Genomic DNA, 15,606 nt, shown 5'->3' with positions numbered 1-15,606 from the left:
CCCCACAATGAGGGCAAGTAAACTTAGCTCCTCGTTTAAAATTTAAATAAATATGAAGTTGTTCTTGTTCTTTATTAAATTCTTTATAACTAACAAACCATGGATCCTTTATATCTAATGCTTCTTGAAACATATCTAAATCTTCTTGAGTGTGTAACATTGACCATACCTCCAGTATTATTTTCATAGATTATTACCAGTATGGTCTATTAGATTTTTTTTAATCCAATATTATTTAGCGAGGAAGCATATATTTGCAGTAAAAGGCTGTTTTTTTGCATTAAGCGGCAAAAAATATGTCGAATTTATTTTCTACTAAAAAAAGAACCCTTCGTTATGATGTGGATTTGAGTCAATATATTGGACACAAAAAAGTTAACTCTTATGCTGAATGTTTCAATTGATCTTCGATGGCTTGAGGAGTCAAATAACCTAAAGCACTATGTATTCTTTTTCGGTTGTACCAGCCCTCAATATATTGAAAAATTGCTATCTTAGCAGAATAGTAATCTAGATATTGCACGTGATTTACTTCTTCTTTTTTCAATATAGCATGAAATGATTCAATACAAGCATTATCATAGGGATTACCTTTTCTGCTAAATGATTGTATAATTTTACGAATTTGAACATATCCTGTGAACTCTGAACTTGTATATTGAGAAACTAAATCTGTATGAAGAATTAATTCTTTACTAGGTTTTTGATAAGCAAAATAACACCAACCATCTTTAAGTGTGTTGATGTAAGTAATGTCCGCTACCCATTTCTGATTAATATTGGTGGTTGAAAAGTCTCTATCTAGAAGATTTTCGTGTTCCACAATTTTTTCTTTACTTTGGTAAGGACGATATTTTTTTTATAGAGCAAATCCCTGCTTTTTTCATCAATCGTTGTACCCGTTTTAAACTAACATGATAATTCTCGGTTAAAAGTATATGATGAATTTTAGGAGCACCATACCGTTCCTTACTATCTTTATGGATTTGTTTGATTTTTTCTGTTAATTCTTGATTTTCACGCTCACGCTTAGACTGTGTTTTGTTTAATGAATAGTAATAGCTACTTCTTGGAATACCAAGTACTTTACATATTAGTTTAACTGGGTGTTCACCCTCATGCTTATTGATAAGATTGATAACTTCTGAATCGTTCACTTTTTCGCGAATATGGTTATAGCCTTTTTTAATATTTCAATCTCCTGTTTTAAACGTAAGTTTTCTTTTTGGATCTTCTTTATCTCTTTAGGAGTTAAGGAATTCTTTCCTTCACCTATAGAAGTATAGGACTTAATCCATTTATATATCGTTACTTCAGATACACCATATTCGCTACTTAATTTTTTTACTGGAGTTCCAGAGTTGTAGAGCTCAACAATTGTTTGCTTAAAATCTTCAGTATATTTTTTTGCTACACCTTTTATTTTCATATAGGACACATCCTCTCAAAATTATTGTATTAGACTTAACTAAGGTGTGTCCACAAAACTATACTAACTCCACTAATTAGATATTACTTATTAATTTATTGCTTATATCTATTATTGATATTTCCTATTGGATTGATAATTTTCAATGCACATCATTTTATATATCTCAAGACAGTTACACCCCCTCCAATTCAAAATAAATGGCGGGGTGAGGAAATCTATTAGAAACATAAAAAAGAACCTTAAGAGAGTATATATACACCTTAAGGCTCTATAATATACTGTATTAGATTATAGTAGTAATCTCTACTTACTAGGTTTTTAATAATTTGCTTAGGGTTCTTTCCCCTCATTTTTTCTTCAAAAGTATTGTGGTGCGTATTTATGATAGGTGGGTGGGGATTAATACTAAATTTACTAAACTTATATGGGTTATACTGAACTGTAAACTCATTACAAAAAACAGCTGGTGTATAGTTCCCTTTGATGAATTCTCTAATCAAATAATAAAGTTTTTCTTTATCAGTCAAAATATCCCATCCTATTTAATAGCATCAAGTGGACCAATGGCTTTCTGAGTGTACTTAAAATGCATTATTGTATTTGTTACTTCATCATACAAGATTTCTAAATTATATTTTTTACCGTTCTTAAACATTGTTGTATAATGCATTAATGCATCCGTCCCTCTTGGGTCAGGGAATCCTTTGGTAGACTTTATTGCATCCCCTTAGTATTTCAACAGGTACATAACGCTTTGGATTATCCATATGCTTAGCAGTGGTATTTGTGAAGTTTAGTCCTTCACCAATTTTTGAATACTGTTTTACCCGTCCACTAAGTTGTAATCTTAAACTTGTAATACAAAATGTTGGCAACTATTTTACAAATTATTGTGACATCTTTTATAACTGAACATTGATTTTTGATAATTGGCGTTTAATATCCCATCCTTTAGGTTTTATATCTGGATTGAACCATTCGGCTCCCTCTTTAATCCATTTTTTACGGTATTCCTCAAATGAAACTCCTTCACTATCATCATCAAATCCAAATTCAAAACCGCAACAATCACATATTTCATAAGAGGGATTACCATCATTATCATAAGGAACTTCTTCTAACCCATCGTAACCACAAACAGGACATATATTTTTCATTTTTATCATCTCCTATTGCTTCTTAAAATACTCAATCCCTTCTTTAGGTTTAAAATAAGTTCTTATAACACCATCTTTTGTAACTACGGCAAACTCATTAGTAGATTTATTATAAAACAGTATATCTCCATTTGAACGTGTTTTTGTTAAGATATTACCATCCAATTTTGAATTAATTAACTTCCTTGCTCCTTTTAAGTATTCATCCATTTTTATATTGCCAAATTCCTTTTGTTTAAGTACATGTTTATTATAATGACTTCTTAGAAGTTTATATGATGCAAAATTTGCATTTTCAAAATTACCAATACCTTTAAAACCTAATCTTACAACACCAGTCTCATTCTTTAATATTTCTGCAGCTTCTTCTACTATCTTATTGACTATCCCTTTTACTTTTCCTAATAGTTCCTTTAATACTCCTTTAATCTTTTCTCCTTGTTTTACGACTTCTACTACTTCATCTGCGTATTTTATTGCTCCTATTACAGGTATTAATCCTACTACATCAATTAATGTTTTCCCTGCATGTGACCATGTCCATTCCCAATTCTGTATGTCATATGTGATGTCTCTTATATCCGCTACTGCGTCTAATCCTAGCACGCCTAGTCCAATTTGTCCTGTTGTTCCTAATAGTGTTACTTCATCTGTATAATTACCTAAGAATATTTGCTTTCCTGATGCTTTAAGATATTCTAATACTTCGTTTATTAGTTTTGTATTTTGCTGATTTTTATCTGTTTTAGGTTTTTTTAAAGATGAATAACTAACTGTTTTATTAAAGGTTACATTTGTTGACTTATCATTTGCTTCACTATTTCCATCTGCTACTTCTTTTCCAGGTGTCTTGCTTTCATGGATTTCAGATTTTACTAGGTATACTTGCCAATATCCGTCTCTTACTTTTATTTTCTTTGTTACCTTATTTGTTGTGTAGTATCCTCCACCTGAATCTACTATAACCTCTTTTTTATAACTTGTGTCTATCCATTTCTTGTATCCAGATTTGATATATTTTCTTTCCCATTTGCTCTCCCATTCATAATGTCCTTCTCTTACTAGCTTTTTCGTCCACTTTGTTTTCCTTACCCATTTTGTCCTATATTCTACCTTCCAATATCCACTGGTTACTTTCTTCCATGTGTAATAGTATTTAGTCTTGTAATAGCTTCTATCTACCCAATATTTCTTACCTGTCCACCATGAGTATTTCCAGTATCCTCTTTTTACTTTGACTTTGTAACTTTTCTTAACTTTTTTCCAGGTGGTTTCTGTTACCCATCTCTTATATGGTACTTTTGTTTTTTCGTAGTAATAAGTCCTTTCCCATTTATATTCAGCTGGTACCCATTTCTTTACTTTTGTCTTAACCCATTTATATCCGCTGGTGTCTATCCATTTTCAATATCCTCTTTTGACCGTTACCCATTCTTTCTTTTCCCATCTAGGTACCCATTCTTTTTTGGTTTCTTCTACTTCTTTATATTTAGGTTCTTCCCATCTGTAGTCCCAGTAATCGATTCTATATTTCCCTCTGCCTAGATCAGTCTGGGTTTGGTAGGCTTGGGGTTTTTTGGTTTTCCAATTGGTAGTAGTTTCCCCGCTGATTGCTTTTGTGTATGCTTGTGTTGCAGGTGCTATAACTTGAAATAGTAAAGCTAGTACTAATACTAAGGCTATATAGTTCCTAATCTTCCATCTATTAGAAATTATATCATACCTCAATTTCCTTTCCTCCATCTTTTTTCTAAATTATTAGAATCTTTAACATAACTGTTCACTCCTTTGTTGTTATCTTGGTTGTGTTTTTTAGCTTCCTACTCCATTAAGTGAATTGATGATTCTAGTAAATACGCCTACTAATGAATCTTTTAGTAAAACTAAAGTAGCTATGATCATAACTGCGATAACGCCAATCACAATGGCATATTCACTTAAAGCTTGTCCTTTCTCATCTTTTTTTAAGTGTTCTATTCCAATATTTAAAGATAACCATGCTTTCCATATGATTTTCATCACTCTTCACCTCCCTTCAATAGGATAGTTGGTAGTTCAATCCCTGAAGCTAGAAACTTATCTGTTTTTTGAATCGCTTTTCCTGTGGGACGTAATTCTCTTGATTCCTCATCCCATTGATAAATTGTCTGTATTTTAATGTTCTCTTCCATTCCTAGCACTTCTACAATTTCAACCACTTTACGTTTCCCATCTCTCATCTTGTTTAGCTGAATGATAAAATCTATTGCCGATGCAATTTGTTGTCTAATCGCTTGAATTGGCAATTCTAATCCCGACATTAAAACCATGGTTTCTAGACGACTTAGCATATCTATTGCTGAATTAGCATGTCCAGTAGATAAGGATCCCTCATGACCGGTATTCATTGCTTGAAGCATATCTAAAGCTTCCCCGGATCGCACCTCACCGACTATGATTCGATCCGGTCTCATTCGTAATGCGGTTCTAACCAAAGTTCTCATGCTAATCTCGCCTTTTCCTTCCATATTAGATGGTCTTGTTTCTAAACGGATTATATTTTCTGCTTTAGATAATTTTAATTCTGCTGCATCTTCTATGGTGATAATTCTTGATTTACTTGGTATGAACATGCTTAATGCATTTAGAAAAGTAGTCTTTCCTGAGCCTGTTCCTCCTGAAATAATTATGTTATATCTTGCTTTGACCATCTTTTCTAATAACTCGGCTACGTCAGGAGTTAAAGTCCCAAATGATATCAATTGCTCCATTGAATACGGTTCCTCTGGAAACTTTCTAATTGTCAAGGATGTACCATCGATTGAAATTGGTTTAAGTACGACATTGACTCTAGAACCATTTGGTAATCTGGCATCAACAATTGGATCGCTTTCATTTATTTTTCTATTTAAAGGTGAAACAATTTTTTCGATAACATGCATTAGTTCATCGCTGTTGTTAAACGATAAAGGTGCTCCTCTTCGATTTTTGGCAATTTGCATGATTCCTTCTTTTTCGATATAAATCTTATCTAGCCCATTGACCATGATTTCAGTAACCGTTGGGTCATGGATTAATGGCTCAAGAACGCCATATCCAAACATAGTATGCATCAATTGCTCTAATACTTCTGCACGCTCATACGAAGTTAATAGCCATTCATTACGATGAGCTTCCATTTCATCCTCGATTATTTTCCAAATATTATTGCGCACATAACTTAACTCTCGACCTAATCCGCTAATAAACAAATCCCTATTTTCCGATATACGCTGTCTTACTCGATGATATAATTCACTTTTTGCATCCGTGGGATTGGTCATTTGTTGATCCTTTGTGGATTCTTGATTAAAAAATTCCCGCTGTTTCTTTTTAATCAGATCTTCTACACTCATCTATTTCCCCACTTTCTTTAACACATTGGATGCTAATTTTTGAAATGGGCCGCTTATTTTTCTTTTTCCTGTATTTTCAATAGGTATTCCCTTATTGACATATTTTTGAATCCATTTACTCATATCATTTATTTCGCTAATAATGGGATAACCGGTTTCTGTCTGAAACTCCTGATTATTAAATCCTGAATAGCGGGTACACCGATTTATGACTAACGCTACTTTTTCTCTAGATACATTTAAGTTGTCCAATATCTCCTTGAACAAAATCACTTTCCAACCCGAGGTTACATCTTGTAGTGTGGGAATGAGGAGCAAATCCGCATGTTCAATGGCAGCTACATTGCGTTCACAAAGTTCTGATGAAGTATCGATAATTATAATGTTGTAGTTCTCTTTCTTTGCTGTTAGAAGGATTTGGTTGGTATGGTTAGCAGTTAATTTTTCCATTTTCAACGGTGAAGCACTGAGCAATATATGTAAATTATTCTGTTCGTTATAAGGGAGAATGCTGTCTCTAAAATACTCACTAAATTAATCAAATAGAAATTGCCCTTCATTTTGTTCTAGTGCGGTAATCAAACTGGACATACCTTTTCCTCGAATCGGAATCTTAAGCATTGAAGGAATACTCCCGTAAATTGCAAGATCAATCAATAATACTTTTAAATTTTTCTTTGCATAGTGAATAGCCATATTTACTGCAATAGTCGATTTCCCAGAACCACCTTGTGGGGAAGTGACCAATATCGTTTTCTGATTTTTCATTTCTTATCAATTTACTCCTTTCTGATATGTAAATTCATAAGGATAGGTTGGACCCGTTGGCATTGGTGTTAATCTATTTATATTAATTGGATTTAATGCTAGATCAATTTTCCCTTTTCTTTTAGCCAATGCTAAATTTTGAGCTTGTTTTGGTATCACAAGCAAAGTTATATGCTGTACAGAAGTACTGGTTTGTCTATCTTCTGCAGAAATACCTTGAACATCAAATACCTCAATATTCTTCAATATAATGGAGGAATAAATACCACCAGTTTCACCTTTAGAAGATGTAAAGATGACATCAACCTTATCCCCTTTTTGAAGAGTAAATGCTAGTCCACCTTCTGCATCCACTGATACTGTAATCGCTCTCATACCAGTAGGAATAAAAAAAGCTTTACGAACTTTATCTTTATCTTCTGACTGTAAATTAATAGTTTGAGCCTGATCGATATTGTTTACTATTTTATCGGGATCGTTAATAATAACTTCTCCAGCCCTTATTTTCTTTACAGCAACTGCACCAATTACTTCTTCTTCTCTTTTCAAGGCATCGGGTACTAATATGGACTGATCCGCTTTATTCACTCTTATCTTCTTTACCATATCTTTTGTAATTACAGTTTCTGGCATAATATCCTTTGCTGCTACGACAACTTCTACCTCTTCTCTAATAGAGTGCAAAAACTGATTCACATAAAACGCAATACTTAAAGATAAAATAATTCCAAGAATGGTCTTAATCCATGTATTTTTAGTCATAACCCACCTCTATACTTCAATATCAACAATTTTTTTACTCACATAATAGTTAATCGCAATAAGTATAAATCCAATAAACATCAACAATTTTCCTATTAACGTACTATACATTGGCTCCATATATTCTGGTGATAATAATGTAAGACTTCCTACAATTCCAATTGGCATTAAGGATAAAATACTTGCTTCCATTCTTTTACCAGAAGTCATAACTTCTATTTCATTTTTTATTTCTATCTTTTCGCTAATCATTTTAGAAATATTGTTTAATATTTCAGTTAGATTCCCCCCTCTTGTTTTCGCAATTAAGGTTGCATTTACAAAATCATCGACATCTTCGATCTGAACACGATCACGAAATGATATTAGCGTTTCTTCCACTGAATAACCCATCTTTAATTCCTCGGCCATTCGTCGAAATTCAATCAAGATCGGTGCCTCTTTGTCATTTTGATAAATTCGCTGTAAATCAGATACACTTCGTTCGATTGCTTTTTGTAAAGAAGCTCCAGCGCGAAGCGAAGAAGATAAAGAAAACATCGCTTCTTTTAATTGGTAGTTTAATAGTTTTCTTCGTTTTTCAATAAGGCCTTTAAGAATAAATCTGGGATAAAAGATTCCCGTTAAACTAATTACAAGGGCAAATGACCAACTTCTGAAGAAAAATACCACAAACAAGAAGATTCCTAAACTTATTGGGACTGCATAAGAAAGATATTTTTTTGTATCAAATGCATACTGTCTTTGATCATGATCAATTTTTAGAATCCGTTCTAACAATGAATGTTTTCTATTTTCTTCTCCTTTAATATAAGCGTAATATTTTTTTAAATGACCTTTTTCACCTTGATTTCCTATCCATACATTTACTAATAAGGAATAAATAATATAGAACAATCCACCACTTAATAAACTAATCATGAGAATCATTGACTTTTCATACCTCCAAAAAATCAATAAACAAAGAATTTAAGCAAAGAGAAGATAGCTGGTGTAATAAGGAAAATCATCAGAGCAGGAAGTGCCAAACCAATTAAGGGTAAAAACAACTTGATGGAAGCTTTCTCGCCTAATTCTTTTGCTTTTGATTTTCGTCGATTCCAAGCCTCATTTGCTTGTTCTCGTAAAACCTGTGTAACCCCACCAGCACCCTTTTCCAATGACTGAATCAAAACTGATACAAAAAGAGTTAATTCATCTACTAGTACCCTATCAGCCATATTCTCAAAAGCTTCTTTTTGCGGTATACCAACTGATATTTCTTGAAGAGTTTTTCTGAATTCTTCTGGCAGTGCACCACTCTTCCTATTGGAAACCTCTTCTATTGCTTGAAGTAACGATAAACCTGAATCGGCTGTAACTGCTAGTGAAATTAGAATGGAAGGAATTTCTTTTTGAATCTCATAACGTTTCTTCCTAATTTTAATATTTAACCATTGGTCTGGTAAAAAGAATCCAATCAATGCCATGATTACACCTAATAAAATAAAAAAGAACGAATGTTCAATAAGGTTAAGAAATAAAAAATAGATGAAGATAAAGCTTGAAGCTAAATATTTTAAGCCTATAAATTGTTCTACCGTAAATATTTGTTCAAGATTGGCTACACGCAATTTTTCTCTAATAACATTCCATCTAGGAGCATATCCATCAATCCGAAAAAGAACAACAGACCAGTTAATAAGAGGATATATATTTTTAAAAATAGAAGACGCAGCTTTATTCTGATTTTTGTTTTGTTGTGAAATAATAGTAGTCACTGTCTTATGTAAATATTTTTCAGGGAAAAGCTCTGATAGAGGTAATAAAAACAACAAACTCATAAGAAATGATAATATAGTGATGATAAGAATCATTATTTCCACCTTCTCTATTTGTTCTTTATTTTAGTAACCATGGGCACTTGAATAAGTTGTTAATGTATAAGAATCAATCCCGAATATTTTCAGAAAAAATGTAGGCACCGTATATTCCGCTGTAAGTTTAAAAGTATTTGGTTGAGTGGAAGGAACTTCAAAGTCTATAATCGTTGCTGTGGGCAAATTTCTATCCAAAACCTCTTCAGCAATCTCTCTTGCTTCATATTCATTGAGAACTACTTTTCTTTCTGTTAACCAGATCTCCCGATCATAGGCATCAATTGCTGCTAAAGTAGCTGCATCCGCAGCAGTATCAAGAGCTAAACGATGATAAATAATAATCGATCCATCCACCGTTAGTCCTAAAATGGCTATAAATACCGGCATCATAACTGCAAAAAATGTTGTCGTAAATCCTCTTTCGTTTGTTAATATCCGAAATATTTTTCTTACCATTCATATTCACCCTTCCTCCGGTGGTTGGTTATATCGATAAATAACTTCTGTTTGAAGCGGCACCGCCTCATAAACTGTTATATCTTCTAAAAATGGTAAATTTAATTTAAAATAATAGGTAACATTTATCATTAAAATACCATTACCATCATCTGTTATATCTATATCTGAACTTTCGCTATTTGGAAGTGAATCTAATACTCTATTAATTGCTTGCCTAACATGTTCTATCTTTTCTTCTTGAGTATAAGTTGGCTTATTCCAAATAAACATTCCTTCTCTACCACCCGAATGAGCTGCTAACAGCACAACACTTTTGGAAAAGGTAAATATACCAGAATATATAATCATCATAACCAGTAGTAAGACAATTGGAAGAATGATAGCCAATTCTATAGTTGCTTGTCCATTTTGATTCCTTTTTTTATTTAATAAAATTGTCTTTAGAATATTCATACATACCCCCCTTAAAACCAATGTGTATTGTCAAAAGTTTTTAATTCAATATTAGAAAAATATTGAATTTATGAAACAACAACAATAAAAAAAGAATATCAATTCTTCATACTTTTGACACAACTATAACTAATGAAAGGAAATGATTATATTGAAAATCTATATTGAAAATAAAGGATTAAAAATTTCTAATATGACAATCGCTAACACTTTTATAAGTCGCTTAAAGGGGTGGATCGGTAAAAAAATGCTCGATGATAATGAAGCTATAATGTTAATACCTTGTTCGTCCATTCATACTTTTGGAATGAAAATGACTATTGATGTAATGTTTTTGGATAAAAGCAATAGAATTGTGTATTTAATAAAGGAAATGAATCCGAATCGTATAAGTCCAATCATCCCCCAAGCAAAAAAAGTCATAGAAATGAAGTCGGGACTTCTAAACGCTTACTTAATTGAAATGCATGACCAAGTAGTTATTTTTGATGACTAAAAGGTTTTAATATAGGAATAATGTACCTTTTTTTGATTAAAATGTACATATTTTTGCAGTAAAAGGTTGTTTTTTTGCATTAAGCGGTAAAAAAAAATGTCGAATTTTGTTGTCGAATGAATCAGCATAAAAAAAGGAACCTTACTGTTCAAAAGAACATCAGGTTCTACTATTTATAAATTCCTTAACTTTACTAAAATGTCTTTTTGTAAGAGGGATAGAGTTATTTGTCCCAAATAACTTAATCTCATAGTTTCCATTCACCATGTAATCCGGAAGAATTGATTTTATGTAATTACTATTAACCAAATAGCTTCGATGTGGCTTAACAAATGTATCTGGTGACTATTTCCATAATTCGTGCAAAGAATTATTAGTTTCATAAACAACGTTATTCTTACAGATAATCAAACTTTTACGATTTGAAAACTTTTCAACATAAATAATATTCATTAGATTAATATGTATAGTTTTGTTTTTATATTTAAAGTGTATTAATTTTTTCTTAATTCTCTGTATTCTTTCAAACTGTTCCAATTTTCTTAATTGATCTATCCTTTTTTTTGCCCTTATCACAGCTTTTTCTAGACGTTCAAATGTAATAGGTTTACATATAAAATCTGTAACTTCTAGTTCGTAACCTTTTTGAAGAAGATTTGGATTTAAAGAGGAACTTAAAAGAATTATCTGAGGATGAAAACCATAATCCAAAATTATTCTAACTGCTTCCATTACATCTGAATCTTTTAGAAAAACCCCAACGATTAAAATATCAGGATAATAATTTAAATAGCTCTTAATCAAATCCTCCTTAGTAGTCACCTTGTCCACTATCTTTAAATTCATTTGCTCAGCATACTTTGCATAAGCAGTAAGTTGAATTAGATCATTCTCGGCGATAACTACCGTATACATTCTTATTACCTCTTAATTTTATAGATTTTATAAATAGGAGCGATACTTCCTTAAATATCTTCTTCATAAATCTCTAATGAATTCATAATTTCTTCAGCTATTGGCTGCCATACTTCCTTTTTTTCTGTCGTAAAATTTATGGTGGAAAGTAATAGTTTATTGTCTAAATCAGTAAAAAAGATATAATTATATATTTCGGTATCATCGGCAGGTGTTTTGTATTCTATCATGCCTATCGTTTTCCCATTTATTTCATATACACCATCTTTCACTAAACCATCTGTTGAATATACTTCCTGTAAATTGTTTTTTATGATTTCTTTAAATCCTTGGATCTGTTCCGGTCTTATTTCATTCTCCGTAACTTTAAATGCAATATTAACTGTAGCATCTTCATTTGTATAAACTAACGTAGGTCTATTTTCTTTTGGATATTTTATTTTCATTAACTCTTCTGACATTTTTTTGAATGAATCAGGAATTAGAATACTAACTTTATTTGAAAGTACCTCTTTTCTTTCAAGTTTAATATCCTGAATATTAAAACTATTTGTTTCAGACCCCATCTTAATACCCGATTCACTTTCTTTTCCGTCATAATCGTTAGTTTTACTACTTGTAGTAGTGCTGGATGTTAATTGATTATCATCCAAATAAAGATATATTACCCCCATTACCGCAATAACAGTAACAACAAATAATATTACGATTCTTTTATTTATTCTCATACCTAAATTTCTCCTCTCTATAATAGAATCTTTATTTAAAATCAATTTACCATTTTTTATCCGTTTTTTAAAGATATTTTCAGTATAAATTAATACTTATTTTTCAGGTTAACTCCCATAACGGACTTCTACCGTATAGTTAATATACATAAAAAAACGTAAGGAATATATGAGCTATCGCTATCCCCTTCCTTTAGCTTTCTTTGATAGTACTCATAAAAATACAGGGTTTCTAGGTTTTTACTGCCTTTAGATATTTGAACTTGCTGAACTGCTAGGAAGTAGAATAACCCATGTAATGTTCTATTGCCCTGCTTACTTTTCTTATCCTTTCCCTTCCCGCCCGAACTAAAATTAACTGGGGCTATTCCTGCAAATCTTGCCAGTTTATCAGGGTTAGGGAATCTTCTAATATCTCCTATCTCAGCAACAAGGGCAGAAGCAGTTACTAAATCAATACCAGGCATGGTGTCCAGTTTGTAGTCTAGTTTATCCATTAATAATATTAATTCTTCTTCTACATGCTCTATTTCCTGTTTTTTAAATTCAATATCTCTAACTAAACTTTTGACTAGAAAATCCCTATGCTCTTGATATTCTCTTTTCGTATCACCATCAGCAGTAATTAAGGATAATATTTCTTTTGCTTTTCTCTTAGATACTGAATTATTACTAGCTTCTAGGAGAAAGGCTGTTAATTTGTTTATACTAATTCCTTTTAGGGTGTGAGGGGCGGGATATTTTTGAAAAAAGGCTAGAGCAGTCTTACCGTCTATCTCACTAAAGAATTTCTTGTAACTGGGATAGTGATAGCTTAACTGTATATGTAATTGGTTCTTTAATGCTGTTAGTGCTTTTACAAGACCGTTTCTTCTAGTCACTAATTGACCTATAGCCCAGTATAAGTCGTGGGGGTTAGCATCAGGTAAAATATCCAGTTTGTTTAATAAGACATAGGCTACAGTATAAGCATCCCAGCTATCACTCTTTTTTATAGTGGGATAACTTTTTCTTTCTGCAAAGGATAAAGCGGAATTAACTTCCTTTACTATTTGATTATTTTCTATTAAAAATACTGCTAGACTTCTACCATAGCCCCCCACATCTTCTAATCCATATATAGGAGTAATGCCTTTTTTAGTGTGTTTTTTCACTTCTTTCAATAATGCAGGAAATGCAGAAGGCTTATTTTCAAACTTAATTTCTCCTAGTTTCTCATGCCAACAGTCTATAATCACAGCTGTATGATGGTTTTTGTGTAAATCTACCCCTATATAAATATGCTTTTGTTTATAATGCAAAAAATATCACTCCCATCCATTTTAGAATTTTATATCAAAATGTCGGCAACCTTAGTTCGAGCGTTAGTCTATATTAGACCCGCATTGGGACGCTAGCCTATCCATTTTGACTCCTTCAAAGTCTTTATACGAGTTGAATTGTCCTCAGTTAAGTAACGAATATTTAAATTATTGGTTGATGCTTTCCTTTAACTTCAATTTGTCCATATTTATAGATACCTTTATAAAAATCTTCTCTATCTAGGATTCTTTTAATTTGCACTTTGGTGAATCTCTTACCTTTGCTTGTTGTATAGCCTTCCTTGTTTAGCTGTTCTGCAATCTGATTTAATGACCAAGTAGAGTGGGAGTGTCTTAAGTCAAATACTCTTTTAACTGTTTCTGCTTGTTTAGTATCTATAGCAAGTATCTTAGAGCCTTTCTTCGCCTTATAACCAAAGGCTACTCTACCCCCTGCATAACCTCCTTGTTCAGCTTTTTTTCTTCTTCCTCTACCTAGTTTCATGGCTATTTCTAGTCTTTGGTATTGGTCTAGTAGTTCCATCATTCCATTTATTAAAAAATCGTTAGGGTCATAGGTATATATGCTGTAATTAGGTTGTTCTATGGATTTAATATCTACTTTATGCTTTTTTAGTTCTCTATGGATAATTATTTTTACAATGTCTGCCCGCCAAAGGCGGGAGGTGTTTAGAACTACAATATACTTAACATCCCGCCATTTTAGGTCTAATAGCATTTCCTGCAATCCTTTTCTGTCTACTGTTAAGCCTTCTTCATCAACTTTAGCCCCGCTTATTCCTTCATCCTTATATATATCTAGTAATTCTAATTGGTGGTGGGAGCAGTATTTCTTTATTTCTTCTTCTTGATAGGTAATACTATATCCATCCTGTACTTGCCTTTGGTAGAAACTCTTATATAACCTATTGCTCTTTCTTTCATCTAATCATCCCTCCTTGTTTCATAAATTGAAATTTTTGTAACTGTTGGTTTAAGCCGATATATTGACCTTGAATTTTTGAATTTTCAAGGTCATGGTTAAAACTATGAAATTGTCAACGAGTAATTTTTAAGTTGTTAGTATTAAGCAACAGGGTAAAGTGATTGTAAAGGTCTTTTTGGAGGGATAAATATATCTTTTTTATGGGGTTTTATTTGGGAATAAAAAATCCCCCCCAGTGCCTAGCATTTTCAATACTTAGTACAACGGGCGGAGGAGTGTGATGTTATCTCTTTGCGAATTAATTTAACTATTATTCTTTCATGTCGTATAGATTAAGTGAGAAGTCTTTTACATATCGAAAGTAAATATTTTTAGAAACAAATGTGGTTGAGGGGAACACATAAAAATAAGACCCGATTAATAATCGGTGGGAGGCGTTAGAGGCTAAGATACTTTTCCCAGTTAATCCGTCGTAGTGTCTTTTGGCAGGGAACCTTGATAGAGTGATGGTAAAGCCATCCACTTAAGTATTGCTACACCTGGATACGTTAGAAGCTCATAGGCTCTGGAAACCCCATATTCACAAGCCATGTTCTCCCCTTAACAAGGGGAACGCTCTGTTTCCTATCTTCAACTAAAAACCCCCCCGCCTGCGACAGCGGAGCGGGCGGGGGGATGAGGTTCGAAGATTTCACATTATATAAAACATCAATAGCGTTGCATAAAAGTTATAGTGGTTAGTTCACACAATATTCTGAACAATATTTTCCTAAACTTCGACCAAAGAACCAGTAACCAACTAAAGGTGATCACTGTCCATTTGGCAATTATTACTATTTGATTTAATTATTCACAAAAAAACAAAACAACTTACAATAACTATTTTTATCCTGGTGCTTTAACCATTAACTTTATCCAATTATCGTATGGCTTCCAAAGTAAAATTCGTAACCAGC

At 32.4% G+C, this 15,606-nt stretch carries 17 protein-coding genes and 3 pseudogenes; 1 reads left to right on the top strand and 19 read right to left on the bottom strand.

Annotated elements, in window-relative coordinates; translation table 11 throughout:
- Positions 1–382: 382 nt before the first annotated feature.
- The 14 genes and pseudogenes from BHF71_RS07215 to BHF71_RS07150 all read right to left on the bottom strand — a co-directional run bounded on the left by BHF71_RS07215 (position 383) and on the right by BHF71_RS07150 (position 10,264).
- Positions 383–1,429: pseudogene (locus BHF71_RS07215) on the bottom strand (IS3 family transposase).
- 541 nt (positions 1,430–1,970) lie between these two features.
- Positions 1,971–2,102 carry a hypothetical protein gene (locus BHF71_RS12485; protein WP_281179270.1) on the bottom strand — a complete coding sequence of 44 codons (132 nt, stop codon included), beginning with the start codon at positions 2,100–2,102 and terminating at the stop codon, positions 1,971–1,973.
- Positions 2,103–2,334: 232 nt separating this feature from the next.
- The gene (locus tag BHF71_RS07200) at positions 2,335–2,589 is read right to left on the bottom strand and encodes a hypothetical protein (protein WP_069656993.1); all 255 of its coding nucleotides are present in this window, start codon (positions 2,587–2,589) and stop codon (positions 2,335–2,337) included.
- Positions 2,590–2,601: 12 nt separating this feature from the next.
- Positions 2,602–3,195, bottom strand: coding sequence for a hypothetical protein (locus BHF71_RS12345; RefSeq protein WP_245683840.1), 594 nt, complete (start codon positions 3,193–3,195; stop codon positions 2,602–2,604).
- A gap of 798 nt (positions 3,196–3,993) precedes the next feature.
- On the bottom strand, positions 3,994–4,317 hold the full coding sequence (locus tag BHF71_RS07190) for a hypothetical protein (protein WP_069656992.1): 324 nt from the start codon (positions 4,315–4,317) through the stop codon (positions 3,994–3,996).
- An 84-nt stretch (positions 4,318–4,401) separates the two neighbouring features.
- Positions 4,402–4,608, bottom strand: a complete 207-nt coding sequence (locus tag BHF71_RS07185; protein WP_069656991.1) for a Flp family type IVb pilin — start codon at positions 4,606–4,608, stop codon at positions 4,402–4,404.
- Positions 4,608–5,963, bottom strand: a complete 1,356-nt coding sequence (locus BHF71_RS07180) for a TadA family conjugal transfer-associated ATPase (RefSeq protein WP_069656990.1) — start codon at positions 5,961–5,963, stop codon at positions 4,608–4,610. Before BHF71_RS07180 ends, BHF71_RS07185 begins: the two co-directional genes overlap by 1 nt.
- A complete protein-coding gene (locus tag BHF71_RS11585; protein WP_084024375.1) occupies positions 5,964–6,419 on the bottom strand; it encodes a CpaE/TadZ family protein in 456 nt (151 codons plus the stop codon). It abuts the gene before it with no gap.
- A 78-nt stretch (positions 6,420–6,497) separates the two neighbouring features.
- Positions 6,498–6,731: a tyrosine-protein kinase family protein gene (locus BHF71_RS11580; protein ID WP_084024373.1), complete on the bottom strand. Its 234-nt coding sequence runs from the start codon at positions 6,729–6,731 to the stop codon at positions 6,498–6,500.
- Positions 6,732–6,737: 6 nt separating this feature from the next.
- A complete protein-coding gene (cpaB, locus tag BHF71_RS07170; protein WP_069656989.1) occupies positions 6,738–7,493 on the bottom strand; it encodes a Flp pilus assembly protein CpaB in 756 nt (251 codons plus the stop codon).
- Positions 7,494–7,502: 9 nt separating this feature from the next.
- Entirely contained in the window at positions 7,503–8,423 is a 921-nt protein-coding gene (locus BHF71_RS07165; protein WP_069656988.1) for a type II secretion system F family protein, read from the bottom strand.
- Between the two features lie 23 nt (positions 8,424–8,446).
- On the bottom strand, positions 8,447–9,349 hold the full coding sequence (locus BHF71_RS07160; protein ID WP_069656987.1) for a type II secretion system F family protein: 903 nt from the start codon (positions 9,347–9,349) through the stop codon (positions 8,447–8,449).
- Between the two features lie 30 nt (positions 9,350–9,379).
- The gene (locus BHF71_RS07155) at positions 9,380–9,808 is read right to left on the bottom strand and encodes a TadE/TadG family type IV pilus assembly protein (protein ID WP_069656986.1); all 429 of its coding nucleotides are present in this window, start codon (positions 9,806–9,808) and stop codon (positions 9,380–9,382) included.
- A 6-nt stretch (positions 9,809–9,814) separates the two neighbouring features.
- Positions 9,815–10,264 carry a TadE family protein gene (locus BHF71_RS07150; RefSeq protein WP_069656985.1) on the bottom strand — a complete coding sequence of 150 codons (450 nt, stop codon included), beginning with the start codon at positions 10,262–10,264 and terminating at the stop codon, positions 9,815–9,817.
- A gap of 151 nt (positions 10,265–10,415) precedes the next feature.
- Between BHF71_RS07150 and BHF71_RS07145 the strand changes: the two genes are divergently transcribed.
- Positions 10,416–10,760, top strand: coding sequence for a DUF192 domain-containing protein (locus BHF71_RS07145; RefSeq protein ID WP_069656984.1), 345 nt, complete (start codon positions 10,416–10,418; stop codon positions 10,758–10,760).
- 159 nt (positions 10,761–10,919) lie between these two features.
- Here the strand turns inward: BHF71_RS07145 and BHF71_RS12600 are convergent.
- From BHF71_RS12600 to BHF71_RS07125, 5 genes and pseudogenes are all read right to left on the bottom strand, one after another.
- Positions 10,920–11,090: pseudogene (locus BHF71_RS12600) on the bottom strand (LytTR family DNA-binding domain-containing protein); the annotation flags it as partial.
- Positions 11,091–11,105: 15 nt separating this feature from the next.
- A complete protein-coding gene (locus BHF71_RS07140; RefSeq protein WP_069656983.1) occupies positions 11,106–11,675 on the bottom strand; it encodes a LytR/AlgR family response regulator transcription factor in 570 nt (189 codons plus the stop codon).
- Between the two features lie 50 nt (positions 11,676–11,725).
- On the bottom strand, positions 11,726–12,403 hold the full coding sequence (locus BHF71_RS07135) for a hypothetical protein (protein WP_069656982.1): 678 nt from the start codon (positions 12,401–12,403) through the stop codon (positions 11,726–11,728).
- A gap of 128 nt (positions 12,404–12,531) precedes the next feature.
- Positions 12,532–13,704, bottom strand: coding sequence for an IS110 family RNA-guided transposase (locus BHF71_RS07130; protein WP_069656981.1), 1,173 nt, complete (start codon positions 13,702–13,704; stop codon positions 12,532–12,534).
- Between the two features lie 163 nt (positions 13,705–13,867).
- A pseudogene (locus BHF71_RS07125) lies at positions 13,868–14,649 on the bottom strand (recombinase family protein).
- Between the last annotated feature and the right edge of the window lie 957 nt (positions 14,650–15,606).

It is taken from the genome of Vulcanibacillus modesticaldus (genome assembly GCF_001730235.1).
GTDB classification, from domain to species: domain Bacteria; phylum Bacillota; class Bacilli; order Tepidibacillales; family Tepidibacillaceae; genus Vulcanibacillus; species Vulcanibacillus modesticaldus.
This window is presented reverse-complemented; position numbering and strand designations above follow the sequence as displayed.

What these genes read in the sequence shown, in the direction of transcription:
- BHF71_RS07160 (WP_069656987.1), bottom strand. Translation starts at nt 9,349, where the DNA reads ATGATTCTTATCATCACTATATTATCATTTCTTATGAGTTTGTTGTTT.
- BHF71_RS07135 (WP_069656982.1), bottom strand. Translation starts at nt 12,403, where the DNA reads ATGAGAATAAATAAAAGAATCGTAATATTATTTGTTGTTACTGTTATT.
- BHF71_RS07180 (WP_069656990.1), bottom strand. Translation starts at nt 5,963, where the DNA reads ATGAGTGTAGAAGATCTGATTAAAAAGAAACAGCGGGAATTTTTTAAT.
- BHF71_RS07150 (WP_069656985.1), bottom strand. Translation starts at nt 10,264, where the DNA reads ATGAATATTCTAAAGACAATTTTATTAAATAAAAAAAGGAATCAAAAT.
- cpaB (WP_069656989.1), bottom strand. Translation starts at nt 7,493, where the DNA reads ATGACTAAAAATACATGGATTAAGACCATTCTTGGAATTATTTTATCT.
- BHF71_RS11580 (WP_084024373.1), bottom strand. Translation starts at nt 6,731, where the DNA reads ATGAAAAATCAGAAAACGATATTGGTCACTTCCCCACAAGGTGGTTCT.
- BHF71_RS07185 (WP_069656991.1), bottom strand. Translation starts at nt 4,608, where the DNA reads ATGAAAATCATATGGAAAGCATGGTTATCTTTAAATATTGGAATAGAA.
- BHF71_RS07140 (WP_069656983.1), bottom strand. Translation starts at nt 11,675, where the DNA reads ATGTATACGGTAGTTATCGCCGAGAATGATCTAATTCAACTTACTGCT.
- BHF71_RS07165 (WP_069656988.1), bottom strand. Translation starts at nt 8,423, where the DNA reads ATGATTCTCATGATTAGTTTATTAAGTGGTGGATTGTTCTATATTATT.
- BHF71_RS07155 (WP_069656986.1), bottom strand. Translation starts at nt 9,808, where the DNA reads ATGGTAAGAAAAATATTTCGGATATTAACAAACGAAAGAGGATTTACG.
- BHF71_RS07200 (WP_069656993.1), bottom strand. Translation starts at nt 2,589, where the DNA reads ATGAAAAATATATGTCCTGTTTGTGGTTACGATGGGTTAGAAGAAGTT.
- BHF71_RS12485 (WP_281179270.1), bottom strand. Translation starts at nt 2,102, where the DNA reads ATGCATTATACAACAATGTTTAAGAACGGTAAAAAATATAATTTAGAA.